Origin of the sequence: Corynebacterium liangguodongii, from assembly GCF_003070865.1 — a bacterium.
Lineage (GTDB): Bacteria > Actinomycetota > Actinomycetes > Mycobacteriales > Mycobacteriaceae > Corynebacterium > Corynebacterium liangguodongii.
On record NZ_CP026948.1, the window covers coordinates 2,332,050 to 2,357,924 of the forward strand.

Consider the following 25,875-nt stretch of genomic DNA (forward strand, 5'->3'; position numbering starts at 1 on the left):
AATGGCAAGCGATCACTCGCTGGAGATCTTGCGCAGGTTCTTGGACAACCGCGCCCCAAGCCTAGAGGAGGCGACCGAGGCGTTTACCCCGCTGACGGTCGGTGACTACGACGATGTGCACATCGCGGCGCTGCTTGCCACGGTGCGCACGCGCGGGGAGACCTTTGCCGACATCGCGGGCGCGGCGCGCGCGTTCCTCGCCGCAGGGCGGCCGTTCCCGGTGACGGGGGAGGGGATCATGGACTCAGCCGGCACCGGCGGCGACGGCGCGAACACGATCAATATCTCGACCGCGGCCTCGCTGACGGCGGCGGCCGGGGGGATCAAGATGATCAAGTGCGGCAACCGCTCGGTATCGTCGAAGTCCGGTTCGGCCGACGTCCTCGAGGCTCTCGGCATCCCGCTCGACCTCGACCCAGAGCGCGCCGTGCGGCAGTTCGAGGCCTCGAATTTCACCTTCCTTTTCGCGCCGGCCTACAACCCGGCGATCGCCCACGTGCAGCCCGTGCGCAAGGCGCTCGGGGTGTCTACGCTTTTTAACACGCTCGGACCTCTGCTTTCTCCGGCACGCCCGCAATTTCAAATAATGGGTATTGCCAATCCCTCGCTTGGGCCAATTATTGCGGAGACCATGAAAGAGCTCGGGCGAAGCCGGGCGCTCGTCGTCCATGGGGCGGGTACGGACGAGGTGGCCGTCCACGGACCGACCGACGTCTGGGAGCTGCGCGGCGGGGAGATCGCCCACTTCACCGTGACGCCTGGGGACCTCGGGCTGTCCACCCACTCGCTGTCGGACCTCAGCGGGGGCGACGGGACGGAAAACGCGCGGCTTATGCGGAAAACCTTCGCGGGGGAGGGGCCCGATGCCCACCGCGACGCCGTCGCCGCCAACGCCGGCGCGATGTTCTACCTCTACGGCACGGACGAGACCCTGCGCGAGGGCGTGGAGCACGCGCGGGACCTACTGGGATCCCGCGCGGTCGAGGCGTGGCTCCAGGAGCACGAGAAGGCGGACTACAGTGACTAAATTGCCCACCGTTCTCGAGGGGATTGTCCAGGGGCGTATTCGTCACCTTGACGAAATTCGTCGCCGCATAGCCCACGTGGACCTTGCTTCCCTCCCGCGCTCCGAGCGCTCCCTCTACGACAGCCTCGCCCGCCCCGGGACGCAGTTCATCATGGAGTGCAAGTCCGCCTCGCCCTCGCTGGGGACAATCCGCGCGCACTACGAGCCCGGCGACATCGCCGCGGTCTACTCGCGCTACGCCGCGGGCATCTCGGTGCTGTGTGAGCCCGACCGCTTCGGGGGAGACTACGACCACCTCGCAACGGTGGCCGCCACCACGCACCTGCCCGTGCTGTGTAAGGACTTCATCATCGACGAGGTTCAGGTCTACGCGGCGCGCTACTTCGGCGCCGACGCCATCCTGCTCATGCTGAGCGTGCTTGACGACGCCACCTACGCCCGCCTCTCCGCCCTCGCAGAGAAGCTGGGGATGGACGTGCTCACCGAGGTTATCGACGAAGACGAGGCCGCGCGCGCTGGCCGCCTCGGGGCCCGGATCTTCGGGGTGAACCACCGCAACCTCCACGACCTCAGCATCGACCTCGGGCGGTCCGCGCGGCTCGCGCCGCTCGCACCCGCGGGGGCCCTCGTGGTCTCCGAGTCGGGGATCCGTGACGCCGCCACGGTGCGGGCGCTCGCCGGGCACTCCGACGGCTTCCTCGTCGGCTCGCAGCTCACGAGCCAGCCGGACATCGACCTCGCCGCTCGCGAACTGGTCTACGGGCCCAACAAGGTGTGCGGCCTCACCTCGTGGTCCGCCGCCCAGGCGGCGCGCGCGGCGGGGGCCGTCTACGGCGGTCTCATCTTCGAAGACGCCTCGCCGCGCAATGTTTCACGTGAAACATCCGTGGACATCATCGCCCACGAGCCCGGGCTGCGCTACGTCGCCGTCTCCCGCCGCACCGCCGGGTGGGCAGAGCTCGCCAATGACGGGATCCACGCGGTCCAGATCCACGCGCCATACCAGGGCAGCATCGATGCCGAACGAGACCTCGTGCGCTCCGTGCGCGGCGAGGTGGGGGAGCGGGCCAAGGTCTGGCGCGCGGTGGACATGACGCGCCCGGAGGGCCCCGAGGTTGCCGAGGCGCTGGCGGGGGACGTCGACACGCTCGTGCTCGACGCGCGCGACGGCGGATCCGGCACCAGCTTCGATTGGTCGCGCGTACCCGACCCCGTGAAGCGAGGCGCGCTTATCGCGGGCGGGATCGGACCCGACAACGTCTCCGCGGCGCTGCGCGTGGGGTGCCTCGGCGTCGACCTCAACTCAGGCGTCGAGTACCCGGCCGGCGCGGGGGAATGGGCCGGGCGCAAAGACGCCGCGGCCGTCCGCCAAACCTTCGACACCATCCGCAACTTCCACCAACCACCTACCGAGTGAGGACCAATGACTGAAAGCTTCCACGATGGCGGCCGCACGCTGCTGCCCGCCTACTACGGCGAATTCGGCGGCCAGTTTGTCGCCGAGTCGCTCCTCCCGGCGCTCGATCAGCTCGAGAAATCCTTCGTCGACGCCATGAACGACGAGGCATTCATGGCCGAATACCGCGCGCTGCTGCGCGACTACCTCGGGCGGCCCACGCCGCTGACCGAGTGCCGAAACCTCCCGCTCGACGGGGCGAACGCGAGGATCTTCCTCAAACGCGAGGACCTTGTTCACGGCGGAGCGCATAAGACCAACCAGGTGATCGGCCAGGCGCTGCTGGCCAAGCAGATGGGCAAGAAGCGCATCATCGCGGAAACCGGCGCCGGCCAGCACGGCACCGCCACGGCACTCGCCTGCGCCCTGCTCGACCTCGAATGCGTCATCTACATGGGCGTGGAGGACATGGAGCGCCAAGAACCCAACGTCTACCGGATGAGGCTCATGGGGGCCGAGGTCGTCGGCGTCAACTCCGGCTCGGGAACTCTCAAGGACGCGGTCAACGAGGCGCTGCGGGACTGGACGGCGAGCTTCCACGACTCCCACTACCTGCTGGGCACGGCCGCCGGGCCGCACCCCTTCCCGAAGATTGTCAAGGAATTCCACCGCGTCATCTCCACCGAGGCGCGCGCGCAGATGTTAGAGCGCACCGGGACGCTGCCGGACGTCGTCGTCGCCTGCGTCGGGGGCGGATCCAACGCCATCGGGATGTTCGCCGATTTCATCGACGACGAGGGCGTCGAACTCATCGGCTGCGAACCCGGCGGCGAGGGCTACGGGGTCGGGCGGCACGGCGCGGCCATCGCCGCCGGCACCGTCGGCATCCTCCACGGCACCCGTTCCTACCTCATGCGAAACGGAGACGGCCAGGTCGAGGAATCCTACTCCATCTCCGCCGGGCTGGACTACCCGGCCGTCGGCCCGGAGCACGCCTACCTGGCCAAGACGGGCAGGGCCACCTACGTCCCGGTTCCCGACGGCGATGCGCTGCGAGCCTTCCAGCTTTTGAGCAAGTACGAGGGAATCATCCCGGCGCTCGAGTCCTCCCACGCACTGGCCTATGCGATCACGCGCGCTGCGGACGCGCCCCGGGACGGGGAGCCGCTCACCATCCTCGTCTCCCTCTCCGGGCGCGGCGACAAGGACGTCGCTCACGTGCGGCGCACCCTCGAGGAGCACCCGGAATTCGTCATCACCAAAGAAACGGAGCACAACCGATGAGCCGCTACACTGCAACCTTCGAGGCCCTCAAGGAGCGGGGGGAGGGTGCGTTCGTCCCCTTCATCATGCTCGCTGACCCGAGCACGGAGGAATCGATCGAGATCATCGCCGCCGTCGTCGAGGCCGGCGCGGATGCCCTCGAGCTCGGTGTGCCGTTTTCCGACCCCGTCGCCGACGGGCCCGCGATCCAAAAGGCCCACGTGCGTGCCCTCGACGGGGGATCAACCGTGGCAAAGTGCCTCGAGATCGTCCGCGAGATCCGTTCCCGCTACCCGGACCTGCCGATCGGGATGCTCATCTACGCCAACGTCGCCTTCGTGCGCGGCGTCGAGAGCTTCTACCGCGAGTTCGCGGACGCCGGGGCGGATAGCATCTTGCTTCCTGACGTCCCCGTGCGCGAGGGCCGTCCCTTCGAGGCCGCCGCCGAGGCGGCCGGGATCGATCCGATCTACATCGCGCCGGCGAAGGCGCACCCGCGCGTGCTCGAAGGCGTGGCCGCGCACTCGAAGGGATACATCTACGCCATTTCCCGCGACGGCGTGACCGGCACCGAGCGCGAATCCTCGGTCGAAGGGCTGCGGGACGTGGTCACGAACGTGCAGTCCTACGGCGGGGCGCCGGTGCTGCTGGGCTTCGGCATCTCCACGCCTGAGCACGTGCGCGACGCCATCGCGGCGGGAGCGGCAGGCGCCATCTCCGGCTCCGCGATCACGCGGATTATCGACTCCCACGTCGTCGGCGAGCATCCGCACCCCGGCCGGGTGCGCGACATGGCATCCCTCACAGAGGAGCTCGCCTCCTTCGTCTCGGCGATGAAGCGGGCTACGATCAAGCCATGACCTGTTCTCGACGCCTCTTCCTCCTCGGCACCGCCACCACCTTCGCAGGCGCGTTTCTCGCCGCGTGCGGCCAGGAACCGACCGGCGACATCGCGAAAACCGCCGTCCCGGTGGGCGGCTCGGTGATCCTGGATAAGTTCATCATCGCCCAGCCCAGCGAAGGACACTACGTCGCCTACTCCGCGACCTGCCCCCACCAGTTCCAAAAGATCACGGTGGCCCAGGGGGACACCGTTCGCTGCACCGCGCACGGCTCGACGTTCAACATCGCCGACGGCTCCGTGGTCTCCGGCCCGGCGATCAACGGGCTGCGCAAGGTCGACCTTGAGGATCAAGGCGACCGCCTCGCCGCGAGCGACCCACAGGCTTAACCCCACGGGGCGGGCCAGGATTCGTAGACTTGGCCCATGTTCTCTTTTGCCAAGGACCCGCTCATCCAGGGGATCGTTGCCGCCGCCGTGCTCGCGATCCTCCTCCCGGCCCGTGGGGGATGTGCAGAGGCAATCGGCCTTGCCACCACGCTCGGCATCGCACTGCTTTTCTTCCTCTACGGCGCGCGCTTATCCACACAGGAGGCGCTGCGTGGCCTGCAGAACTGGCGCCTCCAGCTCCTCATCCTCGCCTTCACCTTCATCGCCTACCCGCTCATCGGTGCCGCGCTGCGCCCCACGACCGCGCTGATTGGAACTGAGCTCTACCACGGCATCCTCTACGCCCTCCTCGTGCCCTCGACGGTCCAATCCTGCGTCGCTCTCACCGGAGTGGCCCGAGGCAACGTCGCCGGCGCGATCGTCGCGGCGAGCGTCTCTTCGATCGTCGGCGTCGTTGCCACCCCCGCCCTCGTCATGCTCCTCATGGGGCAGGGGGAGGGCATTCGTATCGACGCCTCCGTGTTCGGCAGCGTCGCCCTCCAGCTCCTCCTGCCCTTCGCCCTGGGGCAACTCGCGCGCAACATCGCCCCCCGGGTAGGCGACATGGCAGGCAGGAAGGGCACGAAGCTGGTAGACCGTATCTCCATCTGGTTGGTCGTCTACGCCGCGTTTTCCAAGGGCATGGTCGCAGGGGTGTGGTCGCAGGTGGCAGTCTGGGAGATAGGCTTCCTCATCGCCCTGACGGTGTTCCTGGTCGCGGCCATGCTGTGGATGACTCGGGCCGTACCACGCGCCCTGGGGTTCGGCTACGGCGACCAGGTCGCCGTGCAGATGTGCGGGACCCAGAAATCCCTCGCCGCCGGGCTACCCATGGCATCGGTGATCTTCGGCGGGGCAACGCTGGGAATCCTCATTGTGCCGCTCATGATCTACCACATGGCCCAGCTCATCATTTGCTCTGGGCTCGCCGCGCGCTACGCGCAGCGCGCCGAGCCGGAATCCTAACGCGCACACAAAGGAGACGTTTCACGTGAAACTCTACATTTACATGCGGTACACGGTGCCCGACATCGGCGCGGAGCTCGTCAACATCGCCGAGCTCGAGGAGCTCTCGGCTGATGAGTGCTCCATGGTGCGCATGATCGAGTTGGACCCAAAAGGAGTCATCACCGGGATCTACGTCGAACACCGGGTGATCGGCCAGGCAAACGAGCCGAGCAAGACCGTCCCGCACCCCGATACCTACCACCGCTACGCCGGCATCACGGCCCGGCGCATCGCCGCTACTGAGTTTGAGGGGCTGTGGCAGGAGGCGCTGCAGAAGTTCGGGCAGGCCTGAAACGCCCATTAGAGCTCTAGAACACGGCGTTAACCATCAGCATGTAAGCCCCAGTGCCGGCGAAGATGGACAGGGCGGGGGAGCGTCGCCACGCGTGCACGGCGAGGGTGATCGCCGCCGCAACGAGCGACGCGAGCGGCCCGCCCGGGGAGCCGGCCGCGGTGACGACGGTGTAGACGACAAGGACAACCATCACCCCGACCGGCATGAGGCGGCCAAGAAAACCCACGAGGGGACTGCCGTCTAACGCCCGCACGAAGGAAAACGGCAGGGCCCGAAGCACCACTGTGACCACTCCCACCGGGATGAGGACGGCGGCGACCATCGACAGGGTCACCCCGTCTGGCAGTCCCATGGCGCTACACCTCCCAGCGCAGCCGTTCGTCCACGGCCGGGAGGGAGAAGCGCACGATGAGGACGACGAAATAGGCCGTGAGCGCGACCATGAGCATCTGCGCCGGCGCGACAAGGCCCGCGAGAGCGCCAATCCCGGCGGCGAGGAGCACCGCCGAGAGGTCGCGGGAGGCCTGGAAGGACTCGTAGGCGAGCACAACGAACAGCGCGGTCAGCGCGAACTCCATGCCCTTGATCTCAGGGGGGATCGCCCGGCCCGCGAGGGCGCCGACGATGCCGGGGAGGACCCAGAGGAGCTGGCAGAAAACCTCGATCGTGAGCACTCGGACACCGCTGCGGGGCTGGGTCGCCGAGGCGATGGCGTAGCATTCGTCGGTAAGCGCGTACGTCGAATAGGCGCGGCCCGCGCGCGAGCGGATGAGGCCGCGCGGGAACGTCAGTCCGTAGAAGATGTGGCGAAAGTTCACCATAAACCCCGTCACGGCCGCCGAGAGGGGCCCTACGCCGGCGGTCACCATAGAAAGGGCGAGAAACTCCATGGAGCCGGCGTAGATCACCGTGGAGAAGATCGGCGTCCACCACCAGGCGAAGCCGGATTGCGTCATGAGCAGGCCAAAGGCGAGACCCAAGGGGACGACGCCGAGCCCAACGAGGGCCGAGTCGCGCACGCCGCCGCGGATTTCCGCCCATGTTTCACGTGAAACGCCCACGTTTAGTTGTCCTCGAGGTCGGCGGGGAAGGTGGCGTAGAGCGGCAGCGGCATCGCTTGACGACGCATCACATCGCCCCACAGGTCCGCCGCCGCGGGCGCGATAACGTCAGAGGGCAGCGCGGGAACGACGAACCAGTCGCCGCGCTCGATTTCGTCGTCAAGCTGGCCCGGCTCCCACTGCGCGTAGCCGCCAAACAGGCGCATGCCGGTAAGCAGCGGGGCCACCTCGGCCGGCTCCGCGCGCAGGTCCACCTGGACGAGCCGGTTGGCCAGGCGGGTGAGCACCGCGTGGTCTTCGATGGCCACGCCCGGGCGGGTGACCCCGAGCCCGACCGCGGAGCGCGGGCTTACCGGCCCACCGATGTAGAGCGCCTGCGGCTCGGCCACGCACTCAAGCCACTGCGGCAGGGCGTTGTGCACCGCGACGTCGCTACGCCGGTTGAGCACCACCCCCAGGCTCGACCGGACGCTGTGCTCGAGCAGGAGCACCACCGTGCGGACAAACTTCCGGGAATCCATCCCCGGCGCCGAGACAAGCAGCATGCCCGCCGCCGGCTCCTCGCGCTCGAGCCCGTTGAACAGGCGATCCGCGTAGAAGAAATCAGCCATTGTCTTCCTCCCACCACTTCTTCAGCTCCGCGACTGCCTCCTCGCGCGGCAGCTCGCCGCGCTCTAAGCGCAGCTCCTTCATGAAGTTCCAGGCCCTGCCCACATCCGGGCCGGGGGACAGGCCGAGAATCGACATGATCTCGTTGCCGTCCAGGTCAGGGCGCACGCGCGCCAGGTCCTCCTTGGCGGCGAGCTCCGCGATGCGCTCCTCCAAGTGGTCGTAGGTGCGCTGAAGGCGCTGCGCCTTCCTCGCGTTGCGCGTCGTACAGTCCGCGCGCACGAGCTTGTGCAGCCTGGGCAGCAGCTCGCCTGCGTCCGTAACGTAGCGGCGCACCGCGGAATCGGTCCACTGGCCCTCGCCGAAGCCGTGGAAGCGCATGTGGAGGTAGACGAGCTGGCCGACGTCCTCGATCACGTGCTTCGGGTACTTCAGCGCGCGCAGCCGCTTGCGGGTCATCTTCGCGCCGACGACCTCGTGGTGGTGGAAGGTAACCCCGCCGCCCTCCTTCGGCGCACGCGTCGCGGGCTTGCCAATGTCGTGCATGAGCGCCGCCCAGCGCAGCTCGAGGTCGGGGCCGTCCTCCTCAAGCTCCGTCGCCTGGCGCAACACGGTGAGCGAATGCCGGTAGACGTCCTTGTGCTGCATGTGCTCGTCCGTCTCCAGACGCAGCGCCGGCAGCTCGGGGAGGATGTGCTCGGCAATGCCCGTGTCCACGAGCAGGTCGAGGCCCTCCCACGGGCGCTGCCCGAGCATGAGCTTGTCCAGCTCGGCCTGCACGCGCTCAACCGTGATGCGGTTAATCTCCGGTGCCATCTCGCGCATCGCCTCGAACACCCGGTCGGAGACCGCGAAGCCGAGCTGGGAGACGAAGCGGGCCGCGCGCAGCATCCGCAGCGGGTCATCCCGGAAGGACACCTCCGGCGCCTGCGGGGTGTCGAGCCTGCGCCGGAGCACGTCGTTAAGGCCGCCGACGGGGTCGTGGAAGGAGGGGGCCAACGCGTCGTCGACAAGCGAGAGCTCGATGGCCATCGCATTGCACGCGAAATCGCGCCGCACCAAATCGCCCTCGATGTTCTCGCCGAACGTGACCTCGGGGTTGCGGGTCACCCCGTCGTAGAGGTCCGCCCTAAACGTGGTCACCTCGACCATTTGGCCGTGCTTGACGGTGGAGACCGTTCCGAATTCGATTCCCGTATCCCACGTCTTCTCGCCCCACTGGCCCAAGATCTCCGCGATCACACCCGGGCGCGCCGAGGTGGTGAAGTCGAGGTCGCTGCCCAACCTGCCAAGCATGGCGTCGCGCACGGGCCCGCCCACGAGGTAGAGCGACTCGCCGCGCGCCGCAAACTGCCTGGCCAGGGGCTCGAGGAACCCCCGCAGCTTCTCGACGCCCGCCTGCGCCCGCGCCAGCAGCGCTGGGGCCGCAAGCGGATCGTCGGGGTCTGGCAGGCGGGAAGGCTCGGGAGAATTGGCTGGCGTGGTCACGCCCACGAGGATACCCGGCGCGCACACGCACCTATAAATACCGAAAAATCGCCGCAGGCGGATACGATGAAGCGGATGACTGACAACTCCCGCCCCGAGCCCGGCGATTCGGGGAAGACCACCCCGCCCGCGCGCAAGAGGCGCCGGCGCGGGTCTCGGCCTGCCTCACAACCCGGGGCGACGGCGGGCAACGGCGGAGATACCGAGCAGCAGGGCCGCAGCGGACGGCGCCGCCGCGGCCGCGGGAAGGGCGGCGGCTCCGCGAAGGCCAACCAGCACTCCAACGCCAAGGCGGGGGAGAAGGGCAAGGGCACGCAGGCGGGGGAGAAAGGCCCGAAAAAACAGGGCGGGAAGCGGAGCCGCGGGGCCTCCGGCCGGGGGCGCAGCGGACGGCCCAACACGAGCCGCTACCGCAAGGGCTCGCGCGGCCACAACACCCCCGACACCTCGATTGAGACCCGCGACGAGACCTCCGCGGGAGGCCTCGTCGTCTCCGGCATGGCAGAGGCCGTCGGCCCCGGGGGAAAGGTCGATCTCTCGCGCATCTACGTCGCGCTCATCGGGCGCCTCGACCGGCGCGGAAGGCTCCTGTGGTCCATGCCCAAGGGCCACGTGGAGGCCGGCGAGCACCAGTGGGCGACCGCCGAGCGCGAGGTGTGGGAGGAAACCGGGATCCATGGCAAGGCCTTCGAAGAGCTCGGGGTGATCGACTACTGGTTCGTCTCCGAGGGCGTGCGCATCCACAAAACGGTCCACCACAACCTGCTGCGCTACGTCGACGGGGTGCTCAACGACGAAGACCCCGAGGTCACAGAGGTGACGTGGGTGCCCATGAACGAGCTCATCGAGCACCTCGCCTACGCCGACGAACGCAAGCTCGCGCGCATCGCCGTGAACCGGATGCCGGATCTGGCCAGAAAGGAAGCAGACGCCGGAAGGGCGACCCCGCGATGAGCCGGGCCCTCACGCGCAGCGCCGCCGCGGCGCTCTGCCTCTCGCTGAGCCTCGCCCCCTCCGCGCCGCGGGCAGCCGGCCTGGCCATCCCCGTGGCCCCTGCCGACCCGAGCGTCGCCGACCAATGGGCCAACCCGGCCGTGCGCGCGGGCGAAGGGACCCTTGCGCGCGTGAGCCTCGTCTCCGCCCCGGCCATCGTCGGTGCGCACGACCCGATCAAGGCCACGGTGCTCATCACCAACACCTCCCGCGAGCGCCTCGAAGGGCTCAGCCTCACCCCGCGGCGGGGCCCGGCCACCGGATCGGTGGGGGACCAGCGCGCCGCAACCGTGGCCAACCCGTCCGACTACTCGGTCGTGGGCAGCACCGTGGACGTGGATACGCCGCTCGCGCCGGGGGAGAGCACGCAGCTTGAGCTCAGCATCACCGAAGACGCGCTGCCGCTGCCCGGCATCGGCACCTACCCGCTGATGTTCGTGCTCTCCGGGCCGGGGGGAGACCCGCTGGATACCGAACGCTTCCATGTCACGGTGCGCGGCACCCCCCAAGAGGCCGTTCCCGCCGGCATGACCACGCTTTTTCCCGTCTCCGCCCCCGTCGATATCGTCCCCGGTGAAACCGGGGCAGCGCCCGGGGAGCCTCCCTTAATCCTCGCCAGCGAATCCTTGGCCGACCAGCTCGCGCCGGGCGGGAGGCTGAGCTCGCTTATCGACGTCTACTCCACCGCCTCCACCGACCCCGCCGTGGCAGACTCAACCTGCCTTGCCCTCGACCCGGCGCTCATCCACACCGTCGACCGCATGGCGGAGGGCTACACCGTGAGCCAGGCGCGCCCCAGCCTCGCGGACCCGCCGAAGCGCCTGCGGGACTCCTGGGGCGAGGCGCTCGGCTCGCCCACCGATCCCGCCGCGGGCAGCCCGGGGCGCGGTTCCGAGGACGCGCACGCATGGCTGGGGCGGCTCACCGCGATCGCCGCGACGCGCTGCGTCATCGCGCTGCCGTGGGCAAACGCCGACCTCAACGCCGTGGCGCGCACGGGAGATACCTGGCTCATGCGCGAGGCCGTCGAGCGCGGGCCCGCCGTGCTGGCGCAGGTGCTGGGCGCCAGCGGCGTGAAAAACACCGTCGTGCCCGGCGCGGGCTACGCCCTGCCGGGGGTGCCGCAGGCCCTGGGATGGGCCGACCACAGCCGCTCGCGCATCGAAACGGAGGGGATGCACGGCGCGTGGGAGCGCGCGCAGGCCGCGGCCGACGCGGAGTCGCGGGAAGACTCCGGGCCCGCCGAGGCGGGATCCGCCCCGGCCCTCGACCGCAGCGACGTGCCGTCCATCGCCGCGGCCGCGGCCCCCGAACCGGGGGAGCCGGTGCGAGTCCTGCTCGCCGCGAACGGCGTGCGCGTATCCGAGCCTGGCCGGTTTTCCTGGCTCGCCCCGGGGGTGATGGCGGTGACGTACCAGGACTCGCTCTCCGCCGTGCTCGCCACCGTCGGCGAGCACCCGGAGACGGCTGGGTACTCCAACGATTACTACCGCTTCGACTACACCCTCGACTCCCCGAAGGCGCGCTCCGTCAACGCCGCCAGCGCCGTCCACCTTGCCGCCCAGGAGGCGTGGACCTACCGCGACCCGGGCGAGGCGGACCCCGCCGCCGATTCCCAGCCTGAGGCCGGCCACGACCCGGACCCGGTGCTGATCAACCCGCCAGCGACCTGGGACGCGGACAGCGCCGCCGACGTCATGGACGCGGTGGCGAGCACCCTGCACACTCAGGCCGCGCGCCCGATGCCGCTCGAGGACTACCTCGCCGCCCCGCCGGGGCGCCCGATTGGCGCGGGGGAGGTGCTCGGCTCGCCGTTTGCGGACCCGAGCGCCTACACCGACACCGAGATACTCGCCTCGAGCCAGCAGGCGCGCTTCATCAACGAGCTCTCGAGCCTGCTCGTGCAAGACCCCGCCATCGCCCTAACCCGCTACGGGTTCACACTGCCTCTGCGCCGGGACATCCTCTCCGCGCTGTCGGCCAGCGGCAGGCGGGCCCTGACGTTCTACGGCCAGGCGGAATCCGCCACGCGCTCGCGGCTCGGCGGCAGCAGGGACGCCCTCAACGCGCTGCGCTCGGCGGTCGCCCTCATACCGCCGGGAAACGTCTACACCCGCACCTCGCCAACCTCGCCGCTGCTCATCGTCGCGCGCAACGGTCTGCCGCTGCCCGTGGACGCCACGGTGCGCTACATCGGCCCGGAGGAAGCGCGCCTCAACGTGCCCGCCACCCTACGGCTGCCGGCCCACGGCTCGATCACCATGACGATGACCGCCGACCTGCCCGAACAGCCCGGCGGGACCGACCTGAAGCTGTTTTTGGCCACCCCGCGCGGAGACCAGATCTCCGAGCCGGTCGACATCGCGGTGCGCACCGCCGGGGTGGCCCTGCGCGGGTGGTTCGTCGTCACGGCCCTCGCGGCCGCCTTGGCCATGCTGCTGCTGTTCAATGTGGGCAAGAGGCGCCGCTTAAGGCGCCAGGGCGCCTCGCACCCCCCGCCCAGCCGGGGCCACACGCCGTAGCAAGAAACTTCAGCCGACAGAACCCCACCTGAATGAGGAGATGACGTCTCGTGACCCAGCAGGAACCGGACCGGCAGCACGCGGGGCTGCGGCGCCGCATTGTCCCCCCGGCGCCCCCGGCGCCGGTGCCGGCCCCCCGCGCCGCGCCCAAGCCCTCGGAGGCAGAGCCGGTGGAAGACCGCTCCGCGCTGACGATCAGCCCCTCGGGCGAGGCCTTAGCCTCCGCTGCCGGGGACGAGGCAGCCGTCGCCGCCGCCTCCGTCGCAGCTGCCACAACCACAGCCACAGCCACAGCCACAGCGGGACTTAACGACGGCGACGGGGAGGACCAAGGCTCCGATTCGGCCACCGACATGGTGCGCTCGACCGGGTCGATGGCCCTAGCCACCCTGCTCTCGCGCATCACCGGGTTCGTCCGCACCGTGCTCATCGGCGCCGCGCTCGGCGCCCCGGTGGCATCTGCCTTCAACACTGCCAACACGCTGCCGAACCTCATCACGGAGATCGTGCTCGGCTCCGTGCTCACCGCGCTCGTCGTCCCCATGCTGGTGCGCGCCGAGAAGGAGGACCCCGACCGCGGGGCGGCCTTCATCAGGCGGCTGTTCACGCTGACGTTTTCCCTCATGGTCGTCGTCACCGTCATCGCCGTGGCGGCCGCGCCCTGGCTCACGCGGACCATGCTCGACGCGGACGGGCGCGTCAACGTCATCCAGTCCACCTCGTTCGCCTACCTCCTGCTGCCGCAGATCTTCTTCTACGGGATGTTCGCGCTGTTCATGGCGATCCTCAACACCAAGGAGCACTTCCGGCCCGGCGCGTGGGCGCCCGTGGCCAACAACGTCGTCTCCATCGCGGTGCTCGCCTGCTACATCGCATTGCCGGGGGAGCTGAATCCGGCCACGCCGGCGTCGATAAGCAACCCGCACGTCGCGCTGCTCGGCCTGGGCACGACGCTCGGCGTCGTCGTGCAGTGCGTCATCATGCTGCCGGCGCTGCGCAGACTCGGCATCGACCTGCGCCCGCTGTGGGGCATCGACGAGCGGCTGAAGTCCTTCGGCGGCATGGCGCTGGCGATCATCGCCTACGTGGCCATTAGCCAGTTCGGCTACGTCATCACCACCCGCATCGCCTCCGCCGCCGACAGCGCGGCGCCGATCATCTACCAGCAGCACTGGATGCTGCTCCAGGTGCCCTACGGGGTAATCGGCGTGACGCTGCTAACCGCGGTCATGCCGCGGCTCTCCCGCAACGCCGCCGACGGCGACGACCGCGCGGTCGTGCGCGACCTCACCCTGGCCACGAAGCTCACCTTCATCGCGCTGATCCCCGTCATCGTGTTCATGACCGCGCTGGGCCCCGACATCGGACACGCCCTGTTCGCCTACGGCAACTTCGACCAGGGCAGCGCGCGCACCCTCGGCATGGCGATCAGCTTCTCCGCGTTCACCCTCATTCCCTACGCCCTCGTGATGCTGCACCTGCGCGTGTTCTACGCCCGCGAGGAGGCGTGGACCCCGACGTTTATCATCGCCGGCATCACCACCACCAAGGTCGTTCTCTCCCTCCTCGCCCCGCTCGTCGCGGTGAGCACCTCCAGCGTCGTCATCATGCTCGCCGGCGCCAACGGGTTCGGGTTTATCGCCGGCGCCATCATCGGCGCGCTGCTCCTGCGGCGCAAGCTCGGCTCCCTCGAGATGGCCTCCGTGTTGCGCACCTGTGCCTGGGCGCTGGGCTCCTCCCTCGTCGGCATCGCGGTGGTCTTTGGGCTGCGGTGGGCCCTCGGCGCGGCCTTTGGCGCGGGAGTACCGGGCCTCTTCGCCGCCCTCGGCGCCGGGTTTGCCTCCGTCGGCTTCCTCGTCGAAGTCGCGGTTGAAGGCCTGCTCTTCCTCGCCGTCACCGGCCTGGTCTTGTCCCGCTCCGGCCTGCCGGAGGTGCACAGCCTCGGCCGCGCCCTAGCCCGCGTGCCGGGCCTGGGCCGCATTATCCGTCCCGACGACGACGTTGCCGAGCAGCTCGGCGTCGGCGAGGTCGATCCCCGCGACGTCTCCGCCCAGTTCCTCGCCGCCGACTCCTTCAACGCCTCTCCGGTGCCGCCGCCGATGTCCGCCGGTGTCGTGCGCGGGCCCCGCCTCGTGCCGGGCGCGGCGGTCTCCGACGGCCGCTTCCGCCTCCTGCGCGACCACGGCTCGACGAAGTCCGCCCGGTTCTGGCAGGCCCGCGAGCTAGCCACCGGCAAAACCGTCGCGCTGACCTTTGTCGATACCTCCGGTTCCGCCCCCATGGCCCCGGCGAGCCCGCGCGAGGCCGCCATCAACGCTGCCGGGGTGGCGCGGCGCACCAGCCGGCTCGCCGAGCTTACGCACCCGGCCGTGGCGGACAACATCCAGATCCTGTCCTACCGCGCCGGGGCGCTCGTCGTCGCCGACTGGATCCCGGGCTCGAGCGTGAAGGCCGTCGCCGAATCGGGCCAGACGCTGCACACCCAGGCCGTCGCGCACGCGCTCGCCCCGCTTGCCGACGCCCTCGGCGCCGCCCACGAGGCGGGCGTATCGCTCGGGCTGGACAACCGCAACCGGCTACGCGTCTCCTCCGACGGCATCGTTCGCCTCGCCTTCCCGGCCGTTTTGCCCGAGGCCACCGCGGAGAAGGACGCTAGCGCCCTGGCCTCCGCGCTCGAGCTGCTCAGCAGCAACGTCAGCTCCGCCGGCCTCGAGGACGTCACGTCGAGCGCGCGCTCGCTTGCCGACGCCGCCGCCGCCACCCCGGACGATTTCCGCTCCATCGCCTCCACCCTGGAGCGCCTCAGCGGCGCGGAGGCAGAAGCGGATGCCGCCGACGAGGAGGCCGCGGCGCCGCGTGCGGCGGCCGTGGCCGCGGGCGATCAGGTTGTGGCACCCGCCCCGGAGCCGCAGGTCGACCCCGAGGCGCTCAGCGGTGGGTTCGGGCGCCGCAACTACCGCCCGCTCGGGCTCTTCGCCATCCTCCTCGCCGCGACCAGCGCCGTCGTGCTCATCGCGGCGCTCACGACTTACCTCGTCGATTCGCTCGGCGGGCAATCGCCGCGCGACCCGCTCGCCGAGCAGCCCGCGGCGACGCCCACCGAGCACGACCAGCCGGGGTCAAGCGGTGGGCCCGACATCATCATCGGCGATATCACCGCGGCGCCGCCCGCGGCCCAGGCCGCCTTCGACGGCGACCGCGCCACGACCTGGACCGGGAAGCGCGGCGCGGTGCTCGCCGCAACCTCGCCCGCCGGCTCCGCCTTCGACCTCAACCAGATCGTGGTCACCGGCGCGACAGCGGGTAGCGCCTACGAGATCCATGGCATCCCCGCGGAGCTCGGCATCGCCAGCCCGGGCGCGGCGGCACAGCTCGACCCGGCGGGCCTGCCGGCCCTCGCCGCAGGGACGTTCGACCGCGGCCAGAACTCCATCGAGGTGGGCTACGAGGGGTTGCTGCAAGGGGTCGTCGTCACGCTGCCAGGCTCTTCCGCAGAAGGCGACGTCGGGATCAGGGATATCGCGCTCGTGGGCACCGCTGCCCGCTAGGCCGTACGGTCCTCGGGCGAGTGTCACTGAAATGTACCTTCGCGCCCAGCGGGGCAATGCCGCCTCGGGCACACTAGGGAGGCACTGGCTCTGCTGGGTCTATTGGGCACAACAATCGGGGGGAAGTACGTGATCATGGGGGACTACATCGCGCTCGCGCAGCGCACGGACAGACAGCTCGTCGAGGCCTACAAGGCCGGGGATCCGCGGGCCTTTGCGCACATTGTCAAGCGCCATACGCCGCGGCTGGTGCGCATAGCCAGGCGCTACGCCCGCAGCGAGGAAGACATGCAAGACATCGTGCAAGAGGCGCTGTTTCGGGCCTCGCGCAACATGCACACCTACCGCAGCGAAGCCACGCTCTCGACCTGGCTGCACCGCCTGGTGATGAATTCTGGCTACGACCACGTCGCCGCCGCCCGCAAGCGGTTCCGCGACGTCAGCCTCGATGACGGCGCACAGGGCGCGCACGAGGCCAACCCGCTTCTCGCGCACGACCCGACCGGGTCCATCGACCGCGACATCGTGTTGCGCCAGGCCATCGAGGCGCTGCCCGAGGCGCAACGCAAGGCGCTCCTGCTTATCGACGTCGCAGGGCTCACCATCGAACGCGCGGCCTGCGAGATGGGGGTCAAGCCCGGCACCGTGAAGTCCAGGCGCTCCCGGGCGCGGGAATCAGTGTTCAAGGCTGTGGGCCCGCGCGCCGCGACGGGCGCCTAGCCGGCGGGGCGCGTGTCCGAGGGGTCAGTAGACTGGCCTCAGAGAACACGCACACGTCGAAAGAGATGCACATCCATGACCAACCCAGGCTTTAACTTCATCACCCCGAAGGGCGCAGAGGCAGAGACGGCCCCGGCCGCAACCACGGAAGACGCAGGTGGCGCGGTGCACGACGTCATCGTCATCGGCTCCGGGCCCGCCGGGTATACCGCGGCGCTCTACGCGGCGCGCGCGGAGCTCTCCCCGCTCGTCTTCGAGGGCTACGAGTTCGGCGGCGAGCTGATGAACACCACCGAGGTGGAGAACTACCCGGGCTTCCACGAGGGCATCATGGGCCCCGACCTCATGATGGAGATGCGTTCCCAGGCCGAGCGATTCGGCGCCACCCTCACCGCCGAGCAGGTCGACAGGGTAGAGCTCGACGGGGACGTTAAAAAGGTCTTCGTCGGCGAGACCTGCCACCGCGCCCGGGCGGTCATCCTCGCCACCGGCGCCGCCCCGCGCCACCTCGGGATCCCGGGGGAGGCCGAGCTCACCGGGCACGGCGTATCCACATGCGCCACCTGCGACGGGTTTTTCTTCAAGGACCAGCACATCGCCGTCGTCGGCGGCGGGGACTCCGCGATGGAGGAGGCGAACTTCCTCACCCGCTTCGCCTCGAAGGTCTCGCTCATCCACCGCTCCGAGAACTTCCGTGCCTCCCAGATCATGCTCGAGCGCGCCCGGAGCAACGACAAGATCGAGATCATCGCCAACACCGTGGTCGAGGAGGTGGTGGGCGATGGCACGAAGGTCACCGGCCTGCGGGTGAAAAACGTAACGTCCGGGGAAGAGGGCGTGCTAGACGCCACCGCCATGTTCGTCGCCATCGGCCACGACCCGCGCTCGGCGTTTTTGGAAGGGCAGGTGGAGACGGACGAGGCGGGCTACGTCACGGTGGAGCAGCCCTCGACCCGCACCTCGCTTCCCGGCGTGTTCGCCTGCGGCGACCTCGTGGATAACTTCTACCGCCAGGCGATCACCGCCGCCGGCTCGGGCTGCCGAGCGGCCATCGATGCCGAGCACTACCTCGCGGGACTAGAATGACGCCCATGAGCGCACCGATTGACGTCACCCAGGACACCTTCCGCACCGAGGTCGTCGAGGCGGCAACCCCCGTCGTCGTCGACTTCTGGGCCCAGTGGTGCGGCCCGTGCAAGAAGCTCGGCCCGCTGCTTGCTGAGATCGCCGAGGAGATGGGGGAGCAGGTGAAGGTGGTCAAGGTGGACGTCGATGCGCAGCGCGCGCTCGGGGCAATGTTCCAGGTGATGTCCATTCCGACGGTGATGATTTTTAAAGACGGCGCGGCAGTCGATACCATCGTCGGGCTCAAGCCGAAGGACGAGCTCGTTTCGCGGATTCAGGCCCAGCTCTGAGTAATATAAGGTTTCCTTAGTCAGTTTTCATCTCGCTCGGCCTATGCGGCCAGAAAGGTGCCCCGTGACCGAAATTCTCCGCGTCGGCGACTCGAGCGCACGCGTCGCAGAAGTGCGCTCAACGCTGGCGCGGCTGGGCATGCTCGACGGCTACGACGGCCGGGTCGGCGAGTGGAACTCTCGCCAATTCTCGCCGAGCGAGCTGCTTTTCGACGCCCACTTGGCCGACTGCCTCAAAGCCTTCCAGCAATCCCGCGGCATCGTGCCGACCGGGGAGATCGACTCGGTCACCCTGCGCGAGCTGCGCGAGGCGTCCTACTCCCTCGGCGCGCGCGTGCTGTCCTACCAGCCCGACCACGTCATGGTCGGCGACGACGTCCGCCAGCTCCAGCAGCAGCTCCAGGAGCTCGGGTTCTACTCCCACCGCATCGACGGCCACTTCCACCGGCAGACCCACGACGCGCTGGTAAACTACCAGCTCAACTCCGGGCTCGACCCCGACGGGGTGTGCGGCGGCGACACCCTGCACGCGCTGAGCCTGCTCGGCCGGCGCATCACCGGCGGTTCCGCCCAGGCTATCCGCGAGCGGGAGAACGTACGACAGGCCGGCCCGCGGCTGAGCGGAAAGCGCGTCGTGATCGACCCCGACATCAGCGACTCCGCGGCGGCAACGAAAGTCGACGGCCGCTTTGGAGAGATCTCCGAGGAGGAGATCCTGTGGGACCTCGCCCAGCGCATCGAGCAGCGCATGGTGGAGGCCGGCATGGAGGCGATCCTCTCGCGGCCGAAGGGCGATAACCCCTCGCCGAAGGAGCGCGCGGAGCTGGCCAATAGCTTCGGCGCGGACCTCATCATCTCGCTGCAGCTCGACCGATACGCCAACGAGAAGGCTAACGGGGTGGCCACCTTCTACTTCGGCTCGGAGCTCGGCGCGTCCTCGATGACTGGCGAGACCCTCTCCGGCTACATCCAGCGCGAGATCGTCGCGCGCACCGACCTGCGCAACTGCTACACCCACGGCCGCACGTGGGAGCTGTTGCGCCTCTCCCGGATGCCCGCGGTAGAGGTCGTCGCGGGCTACCTCACCAACCCCGGCGACGTCGCCATCGTCACCGATCCGCGGCAGCGCGACGCCATCGCCGAGGCGATCGTCGTGGCCGTCAAGCGCCTCTACCTCCTCGAAGAGGACGACAAACCGACCGGGACCTACACGTTTTCCGACCTGCTGCGCCAAGAACGCGCCATGTAGGGGGGCTTACCCGCCGGCGGGAACCTCGGCGAGGAGTTGCGCGACCTCGCGGGCGGCCAGTGCGTCGTTCGGCGGGGGCAGCTCCACGCGCAGCCGCGGTAACACGGGATGGTCGCGCACGACCCGAAATCCCGCCGATTCGAGCGCTGGGACCTCATTGAGGCCGATCCGCCCGGCATCGCGGATCAGCCCCTCGCACAGCGCGGAGGTGGGCACCGCGCCAGGGCGCAGCCCGAAGGCCTCGAGGGCGACCGCCCCGCAGTCGGTGGCGGCGGCGATGGCGGCGTCGAGAAGCACTGCTTCGAAGCCACGGCCCCGCCAGCGCTGATCAATATGCAGGCTGGTTAGCGCCCACGCATCACGGCTCATCGGCGCCGTGGGCATGCGCACCGCCCCGGGTGCGTAGGCGGTGGGGCACACCAGCACGGTGGCGAACGCGCCGACCGTCGTGTTCGTCTCAACGATGCTCACGCCCACGGCGGGCTGCTCGGCGGCGCGCGCGACCAGCCACGCACCCTTATCCACCTCCGGGTGGGAGCCCGAATACGCGGGCGCCAACGGGTCTAATTCCCAAAACGTCGACACCGCGCAGGCCCGGTGGATCCGCCCCAGGCTCTCCGCGCCCACGCGCACGATGAAGGCCCGCGGTGCGCCCACGATGACCCCTAGGCCTCGTCGCCCTGGATAAGTGACAAGATCCGCTCGAGGTCATCCCGGTCGCCGAACTCGACGACGATCTTGCCCTTGCGCTTGCCCATGGTCACTTCGACTTTGGTGTCCCATTCGTCCGCCAGGCGCTCGGCGGCGCGCGAGAGGTATTCGGGCTGTGGAACGGGGGTGCGTTTCGGCTTTTCTGGCTGGTCCCCGAGCCGGTTGAGCAGCGTGACGGCCTCCTCGGTGGCGCGCACGCTCAAGCCCTCGGCAACAACCCGGTCAGCGAGTTTCTCCTGCTGCTGCGCGCCCACCTTCACGCCGAGCAACGCCCTGGCGTGCCCCGCGCTGAGCACCCCCGCGGCGACGCGGCGCTGCACGCCCACCGGCAGGTTGAGCAGGCGGATGGAGTTGGTGATCTTCGGGCGCGAACGGCCCAGCCGGTCGGCGAGCTCCTCTTGGGTCACCCCGAACTCCTGGAGCAGCTGCTGGTAGGCGGCCGCCTCCTCGAGCGGGTTGAGCTGGACGCGGTGAATGTTCTCCAGCAGCGCGTCGCGCAGCATGTCCGCGTCGTTGGTCTCGCGGACGATGGCGGGGATGTGCTTGAGCCCCGCCTTCGACGCCGCGCGCCAGCGGCGCTCGCCCATGATGAGCTCGAAGCCCTGCTCCGTCTCGCGCACGACGATGGGCTGGAGCAGACCAAACTCCTTGATGGAGTGCACGAGCTCTGCAAGCTCGTCTTCGTCGAAGACCTGGCGGGGCTGCTTCGGGTTGGGCACGATCGCCCCGATCGGCACCTCTTGGTAGCGCGCGCCCACGGGAATGGCCTGCCTGACCCCTTCGCGCTGCGCGGTAACAGTCGGCGCGCCCGGGATCGTCGGGGCGCCCTGAACGCGCCTGCCCTCGCCTTTGGCCGACTCCTTGGCCGCCCTCGCCGCGCCTGGGGTGCCGCCGATGATGACGTCGGTGGCCCCCGCGCCGAGGCGCCCGGTCTTGCCGGTGGAGTCGGTCGATTCCGGGTTGGACGGGATGAGCGCGGCCAACCCGCGCCCGAGGCCGCCCTTACGTTCTGCTGCCATGGGTCTACTCTCCGTCCTGCGTATCGTTTAGTTGCCGGGCCACCTCGGGGCTCACGCCGATCGCCCCGGTGGTTGCGTGAGGCTGGTAGTCGCCGCGGCGGGCGAGCTCGCGCGCGGCGTCGAAATACGCCAGCGCGCCGCGGGAGCCCGGGTCGTAATCAATAACGGTCTGCCCGTAGCCCGGGGCCTCGGACACCTTCACCGAGCGCGGGATGACGTTGCGCAGCACCACCTCGCCGAACTGCGAGCGGACCTCGCCGGCGACCTCTTCTGAAAGGCGCGTGCGCGCGTCGAACATCGTCAGCAGGATCGCTGAGATGTGCAGGTCGTGGTTGAGGTGCTCGCGGATCATGCCGATGTTTCCCAGCAGCTGACCCACGCCCTCGAGCGCGTAGTACTCGCACTGGATGGGGATCAAGACCTCCTCGGCCGCGGTCATCGCGTTGATGGTGAGCAGCCCGAGCGAGGGCGGGCAGTCGATGAAGACGTAGTCGAACCCTTCCTCCTCGATATGCCCGCGGCGGATCGCGTCGTGGAGGCGGTATTCGCGCCGCACGAGGCTAACCAGCTCGATTTCCGCGCCGGCGAGGTCGATGGTGGCGGGTATGCACCATAGGTTGTCGTTGCCCGGGGAGGCCTGCACCGCCTCGCGCGCCTCCGCCTCCCCGATGAGGAGTTCGTAGCTCGAGGTCGTGCCCGCGCGGTGCTCGACACCAAGGGCCGTCGACGCGTTTCCCTGCGGGTCGAGGTCGATCACCAGCACCTTCTGGCCCTGGCGGGAGAGCGCCGCGGCGAGGTTGACCGACGTGGTGGTCTTGCCCACGCCGCCCTTCTGGTTGGCGATGGTAAACACCCGCGCCCGGTCAGGCCGCGGCAGCTGCTCGGAGCCCGTCACGACCCGCGCGGCGCGGCGCGCCGCCTCAGCAATCGGTGTGTCGTCCCACTGGGACTGCGGCGAATCCGCCTGTGCCTTCTCGCTCATCCGACCGTCCTTAGGGCTCATCATCGCCTCCCGCTCTCGCGCGTGCGCACGACGCGAATCAAGGTCGCCGGCTGCTCGAGGATGCCCTCGCCGACGGTGAAGATCTCGGCCTCCCCGCCGCCCGCCCGCGCGATCTCCGCGGAGTCTCGCTCGAGCTCGTCCGCCACCGACTCACCCTTCATCGCGATCATGACCCCGCCGACTTTCACCAGCGGCAGCGACCACCCAGCGAGCTTACCCAGCGGCGCGACGGCCCGCGAGGTGACCGCCTCGTAGAGGCCGGTCTTTTGCTCCTCGGCGCGGCCGCGCAGCACCGAGACGTTGTCCAGCCCGAGCTCGGCGACAACCTCGCGCAGGTAGGTCGAGCGCTTCAACAGCGGCTCGATCAGGGTGACGTGCAGATCGGGGCGGGCAATGGCCAGCGGGATGCCGGGCAGGCCGGCGCCAGAGCCGATATCGGCGACATCCATCTCCTCTGCGAAGGCCTCGCCGATGACCCCGCAGTTGAGCAGGTGGCGCTCCCACAGCCTGCCGACCTCTTTGGGGCCGATAAACCCGCGCTCGGCGGCGACGGTGGCCAGGGAACGGTGGTAGGCCTCTGCCAGGGCAAGGCGGTCGCCGAAGACCTCAGCGGCGGCGGCCGGGGTGGGCGCGGGGGAGGGAGAATCAGTCGGCTGCGGCATGCTACCGACTCTAGTAAACCGGCCCGACATGCGATAAACCGCCGCCCAGAGGGTGGGGGCGGCGGTTTCATTGGCGTCGACAAGCGGGAAGCTAGCTGCCCTGCTTGCGCTGCTTCTTCGTGCGCTTGTCCACCTTGCGGGCTCCGACCTGCGGGGCGGTGGCGCGCTTGGCTTCGAGCTTCGCGGCCTCCTCTTCGGCCTCCTCCTTGTCCATCTTGTCGAAGACGATGCGGGTCTGGAAGAAGGTCCAGACGTTGTTGGCCAGCATGTAGAACAGCAGCCCGATGTGCCAGAGGAAGCCGGTGGCCAGCATCATCACGGGGAAGATCCACAGCATCATCTTGTTCATCACCTGCATCTGCTGCTGCATCATCTCCGCCTGCTCGTCGACGGGCGCGCTAACCTTGCCGGCGAGCCGGCGCTCGTTCTGGCGCTCGATGGAGAGACGGGCGTTGAGGTGCGTAAACACCGCGGAGATCACCACGAGCGGCAGGCAGACCATGATGATGTTGGTACGGGTGAAGTCAAGGCCGGTAAAGGCCCCGAACGCGCTCTCCGGCATCGACATGTAGGCCGAGAGAGGCACGCCGAAGAAGTCGGCGTCGAGGAAGGAACGGACGTCTTCGGGGGAGAAGATGTAGTTCGCGGTGTTGCGGTTTTGCTCCACGCTCATGCCCAGCTGTCCGGGGCCAGTGCCGGTGCGGTTAAACGAGCGCAGCACGTGGAACAGGCCGACAAACACTGGCATCTGCACCAGCGGGACGATGCAGGAGGCGAACGGGTTGGTGCCCATCTCCTTGTAGAGCTTTTGGGTCTCCTGCGCCATCTTCTCCCGGTCGTTTTTGTACTTCGCCCGGATCTCCTGCATCTTCGGCTGCATCTCCTGCATCTTGCGAGCCGAGCGCATCTGGTTGACCATCGGCTTGACCAGCAGCACGCGGATGGTGAAGGTGAGGAAGACGATTGCCAAGATCCAGGCGATGCCGGAATCAGGCGAGAAGAGCGTCCCGAAAATCTTGTGCCAGAACCACAGCACAGCTGAGATCGGCCAATAAACGAAGTTCAGCACTTGAGAGCGTGCCTCCTAGTCAGTCGCAGGGTCAGTCGCAGGGTCGGCCGGCGCGGCGCTGCCCGGCACAGGGTCGTATCCGCCCGGGTGCCACGGACCGCACTTGCACACGCGGGCAGTGGCCATCAGGCTACCTTTAATGGCGCCGTGGCGGGAAACCGCCTCCAGCGCGTAGGCGCTGCACACGGGGTAGAACCGGCAACTCGGCCCCATTTTCATTGGGGAGAGGTATTTCTGGTACCCGCGCACGAGTGCGACCAAGGCCCGCGCCGGGGCCGACGGTGGCCGGGGGATCTCTTCGCCGAGGAAGTTGTAGTAGGCCACTAGGCTCCCGCCCGCTTCTCCGCCTTCGCCAGCGCGGCAGCGAGCGCCGCCGCGAAATCCTCTCGCAGCTGCGCGCTCGGGGCGCGCGCGGCGGCGGGAAGCGCGCGCACGACGACGTCGTGGGGGCGGGCTAGCTTATCGACGCCCCCGTGCACCGCCTCGAGCGCGATATGGCGTAGCTGGCGCGAGACGCGGTGGCGCGTCACGGCGTTGCCGACGGCCTTGGAGACGACAAACCCGAACCGGGGTCCGCCGGTGAGAGCGAGATCGGTTCGGGTGGTGACGTGCACCACAAGGGTGCGCGATCCGGCGCGGGTGCGCGCCGATGTCGTGCGGCGGAAATCAGCCGACGACGACAGCTTGTGCGCCTTGGGGAGCACGGCCTTGAAGCGGCTCTTAGGCCGTGAGGCTCGCGCGGCCCTTGCGGCGACGAGCGGAGACGATGGCGCGCCCGGCGCGGGTGCGCATGCGGGCGCGGAAGCCGTGCTTACGAGCGCGGCGGCGGTTGTTCGGCTGGAAAGTCCGCTTGGACACGGAGAACTCCTTGTGATGTGTGCGACGGCCGGCGGCCGCGCCACCCCGTTGCCAGGCTGGCGCGGCCTCCCGGGGCATTGGCCGTCCCGGTGAGAAATATGAAGCCGAGATGCGTCGCCACCGCCGGGTGAGCGGCAGGTGCCGTGTCGCGTGCTCCACCCGCGCCGACTCGCCACGGTAGGCGGCCCGGTGCACTGCGCCGGTGGTGCTCTCGAGCACATCGCGTGAAATCGATGTGACAGACCATTCCAGGTTACGCCACCGCCGAGAGGGCGCACAAATCGGCGTTGCGCCGTATGGCCCCCGGGAACCGGAGGAAGCGACGGGGGTACCCGAAATGACAAGAGTGTGTTTTTTCGCAGGTCGCGGAGCGACACGCCGAGACTTCCTGCGGCGCGAGCCGCGCGGCGGGTTAGACAGGTGTCTTCGAGAAGTTATCCACAGCGGAGGGCTCGCGGAAAGTTTGGACACGCGCCGGATAGAGGGGGTAACAATGTTTTATCGATGGAAAGGCACCACAGGATTTCACACTCGCCGTGTGGATAAGTCTTAACAACCAGTTGAGACTTTCGGGTTAATCGCGGTGAATGCCGAGGTCAAGGCACTTATCGACGATCCCCGAGTTATCCACAGCCTCGGCGAGAACTTGTGGAGAAGACCCCACCGCGGGTCTATCCACAGGTGTGGAT

The 25,875-nt window shown here is 68.9% G+C and carries 26 protein-coding genes; 14 read left to right on the plus strand and 12 right to left on the minus strand.

What is annotated here, in order from left to right; translation table 11 throughout:
- Position 1: 1 nt before the first annotated feature.
- The 7 genes from trpD to C3E79_RS11105 are packed head-to-tail and all read left to right on the plus strand — an operon-like array spanning position 2 to position 6,256.
- Complete coding sequence (gene trpD / locus C3E79_RS11075) at positions 2-1,027, plus strand: anthranilate phosphoribosyltransferase (RefSeq protein WP_108404953.1); 1,026 nt, start codon at positions 2-4, stop codon at positions 1,025-1,027.
- Positions 1,020-2,444, plus strand: a complete 1,425-nt coding sequence (gene trpCF / locus C3E79_RS11080; protein WP_235840662.1) for a bifunctional indole-3-glycerol-phosphate synthase TrpC/phosphoribosylanthranilate isomerase TrpF — start codon at positions 1,020-1,022, stop codon at positions 2,442-2,444. Before trpD ends, trpCF begins: the two co-directional genes overlap by 8 nt.
- A 6-nt stretch (positions 2,445-2,450) precedes the next feature.
- Positions 2,451-3,707, plus strand: coding sequence for a tryptophan synthase subunit beta (trpB, locus tag C3E79_RS11085; RefSeq protein ID WP_108404955.1), 1,257 nt, complete (start codon positions 2,451-2,453; stop codon positions 3,705-3,707).
- On the plus strand, positions 3,704-4,546 hold the full coding sequence (gene trpA / locus C3E79_RS11090) for a tryptophan synthase subunit alpha (RefSeq protein WP_108404956.1): 843 nt from the start codon (positions 3,704-3,706) through the stop codon (positions 4,544-4,546). The genes trpB and trpA overlap by 4 nt, the downstream gene beginning before the upstream one ends.
- Positions 4,543-4,917: a Rieske (2Fe-2S) protein gene (locus tag C3E79_RS11095; protein WP_108404957.1), complete on the plus strand. Its 375-nt coding sequence runs from the start codon at positions 4,543-4,545 to the stop codon at positions 4,915-4,917. Before trpA ends, C3E79_RS11095 begins: the two co-directional genes overlap by 4 nt.
- A 36-nt stretch (positions 4,918-4,953) precedes the next feature.
- A complete protein-coding gene (locus C3E79_RS11100) occupies positions 4,954-5,922 on the plus strand; it encodes a bile acid:sodium symporter family protein (protein WP_108404958.1) in 969 nt (322 codons plus the stop codon).
- A 25-nt stretch (positions 5,923-5,947) separates the two neighbouring features.
- Entirely contained in the window at positions 5,948-6,256 is a 309-nt protein-coding gene (locus C3E79_RS11105; RefSeq protein ID WP_235840661.1) for a hypothetical protein, read from the plus strand.
- A gap of 16 nt (positions 6,257-6,272) precedes the next feature.
- Here C3E79_RS11105 and C3E79_RS11110 read toward each other — a convergent pair whose 3' ends face one another.
- Genes C3E79_RS11110 through C3E79_RS11125 form a run of 4 tightly spaced genes read right to left on the minus strand, consistent with a single transcriptional unit; the run spans position 6,273 to position 9,381 of the window.
- Positions 6,273-6,611 (minus strand): branched-chain amino acid transporter permease, encoded by a 339-nt coding sequence (locus tag C3E79_RS11110; protein ID WP_108404959.1) that lies wholly within the window; start codon positions 6,609-6,611, stop codon positions 6,273-6,275.
- A 4-nt stretch (positions 6,612-6,615) separates the two neighbouring features.
- Positions 6,616-7,320, minus strand: coding sequence for an AzlC family ABC transporter permease (locus C3E79_RS11115; RefSeq protein WP_235840660.1), 705 nt, complete (start codon positions 7,318-7,320; stop codon positions 6,616-6,618).
- A 2-nt stretch (positions 7,321-7,322) separates the two neighbouring features.
- On the minus strand, positions 7,323-7,931 hold the full coding sequence (locus tag C3E79_RS11120) for a YqgE/AlgH family protein (RefSeq protein ID WP_108404960.1): 609 nt from the start codon (positions 7,929-7,931) through the stop codon (positions 7,323-7,325).
- On the minus strand, positions 7,924-9,381 hold the full coding sequence (locus C3E79_RS11125; protein WP_108405190.1) for a CCA tRNA nucleotidyltransferase: 1,458 nt from the start codon (positions 9,379-9,381) through the stop codon (positions 7,924-7,926). The genes C3E79_RS11120 and C3E79_RS11125 overlap by 8 nt, the downstream gene beginning before the upstream one ends.
- Before the next feature lie 111 nt (positions 9,382-9,492).
- On the opposite strand from C3E79_RS11125, the gene C3E79_RS11130 reads away from it, so the two are divergent.
- The 7 genes from C3E79_RS11130 to C3E79_RS11160 all read left to right on the plus strand — a co-directional run bounded on the left by C3E79_RS11130 (position 9,493) and on the right by C3E79_RS11160 (position 19,864).
- Positions 9,493-10,371 carry an NUDIX hydrolase gene (locus C3E79_RS11130; protein WP_108404961.1) on the plus strand — a complete coding sequence of 293 codons (879 nt, stop codon included), beginning with the start codon at positions 9,493-9,495 and terminating at the stop codon, positions 10,369-10,371.
- Entirely contained in the window at positions 10,368-12,932 is a 2,565-nt protein-coding gene (locus C3E79_RS11135; RefSeq protein ID WP_235840659.1) for a DUF6049 family protein, read from the plus strand. Before C3E79_RS11130 ends, C3E79_RS11135 begins: the two co-directional genes overlap by 4 nt.
- A gap of 50 nt (positions 12,933-12,982) precedes the next feature.
- Positions 12,983-16,480, plus strand: coding sequence for a murein biosynthesis integral membrane protein MurJ (locus C3E79_RS11140; protein ID WP_108404962.1), 3,498 nt, complete (start codon positions 12,983-12,985; stop codon positions 16,478-16,480).
- A gap of 102 nt (positions 16,481-16,582) precedes the next feature.
- Complete coding sequence (locus C3E79_RS11145; RefSeq protein ID WP_328587443.1) at positions 16,583-17,200, plus strand: RNA polymerase sigma factor; 618 nt, start codon at positions 16,583-16,585, stop codon at positions 17,198-17,200.
- A 75-nt stretch (positions 17,201-17,275) separates the two neighbouring features.
- Positions 17,276-18,286 carry a thioredoxin-disulfide reductase gene (gene trxB, locus C3E79_RS11150; protein ID WP_108404963.1) on the plus strand — a complete coding sequence of 337 codons (1,011 nt, stop codon included), beginning with the start codon at positions 17,276-17,278 and terminating at the stop codon, positions 18,284-18,286.
- Positions 18,287-18,291: 5 nt separating this feature from the next.
- On the plus strand, positions 18,292-18,615 hold the full coding sequence (trxA, locus tag C3E79_RS11155) for a thioredoxin (protein WP_108404964.1): 324 nt from the start codon (positions 18,292-18,294) through the stop codon (positions 18,613-18,615).
- A gap of 64 nt (positions 18,616-18,679) precedes the next feature.
- Positions 18,680-19,864 carry an N-acetylmuramoyl-L-alanine amidase gene (locus C3E79_RS11160; RefSeq protein ID WP_108404965.1) on the plus strand — a complete coding sequence of 395 codons (1,185 nt, stop codon included), beginning with the start codon at positions 18,680-18,682 and terminating at the stop codon, positions 19,862-19,864.
- A 6-nt stretch (positions 19,865-19,870) separates the two neighbouring features.
- Here the strand turns inward: C3E79_RS11160 and C3E79_RS11165 are convergent, their stop codons facing one another.
- From C3E79_RS11165 to rpmH, 8 genes are all read right to left on the minus strand, one after another.
- Positions 19,871-20,521, minus strand: a complete 651-nt coding sequence (locus C3E79_RS11165) for a hypothetical protein (protein ID WP_235840658.1) — start codon at positions 20,519-20,521, stop codon at positions 19,871-19,873.
- 8 nt (positions 20,522-20,529) lie between these two features.
- Positions 20,530-21,594 (minus strand): ParB/RepB/Spo0J family partition protein, encoded by a 1,065-nt coding sequence (locus C3E79_RS11170; protein WP_108404966.1) that lies wholly within the window; start codon positions 21,592-21,594, stop codon positions 20,530-20,532.
- 4 nt (positions 21,595-21,598) lie between these two features.
- On the minus strand, positions 21,599-22,576 hold the full coding sequence (locus tag C3E79_RS11175; protein WP_108404967.1) for a ParA family protein: 978 nt from the start codon (positions 22,574-22,576) through the stop codon (positions 21,599-21,601).
- A 20-nt stretch (positions 22,577-22,596) separates the two neighbouring features.
- On the minus strand, positions 22,597-23,259 hold the full coding sequence (gene rsmG / locus C3E79_RS11180; protein WP_235840657.1) for a 16S rRNA (guanine(527)-N(7))-methyltransferase RsmG: 663 nt from the start codon (positions 23,257-23,259) through the stop codon (positions 22,597-22,599).
- A gap of 91 nt (positions 23,260-23,350) precedes the next feature.
- Complete coding sequence (gene yidC / locus C3E79_RS11185) at positions 23,351-24,328, minus strand: membrane protein insertase YidC (protein WP_108404969.1); 978 nt, start codon at positions 24,326-24,328, stop codon at positions 23,351-23,353.
- Positions 24,329-24,343: 15 nt separating this feature from the next.
- Complete coding sequence (gene yidD, locus C3E79_RS11190; RefSeq protein WP_108404970.1) at positions 24,344-24,652, minus strand: membrane protein insertion efficiency factor YidD; 309 nt, start codon at positions 24,650-24,652, stop codon at positions 24,344-24,346.
- A complete protein-coding gene (rnpA, locus tag C3E79_RS11195; protein WP_108404971.1) occupies positions 24,652-25,032 on the minus strand; it encodes a ribonuclease P protein component in 381 nt (126 codons plus the stop codon). Before rnpA ends, yidD begins: the two co-directional genes overlap by 1 nt.
- Before the next feature lie 16 nt (positions 25,033-25,048).
- Positions 25,049-25,186 (minus strand): 50S ribosomal protein L34, encoded by a 138-nt coding sequence (gene rpmH / locus C3E79_RS11200; protein WP_108404972.1) that lies wholly within the window; start codon positions 25,184-25,186, stop codon positions 25,049-25,051.
- Positions 25,187-25,875 lie beyond the last annotated feature (689 nt).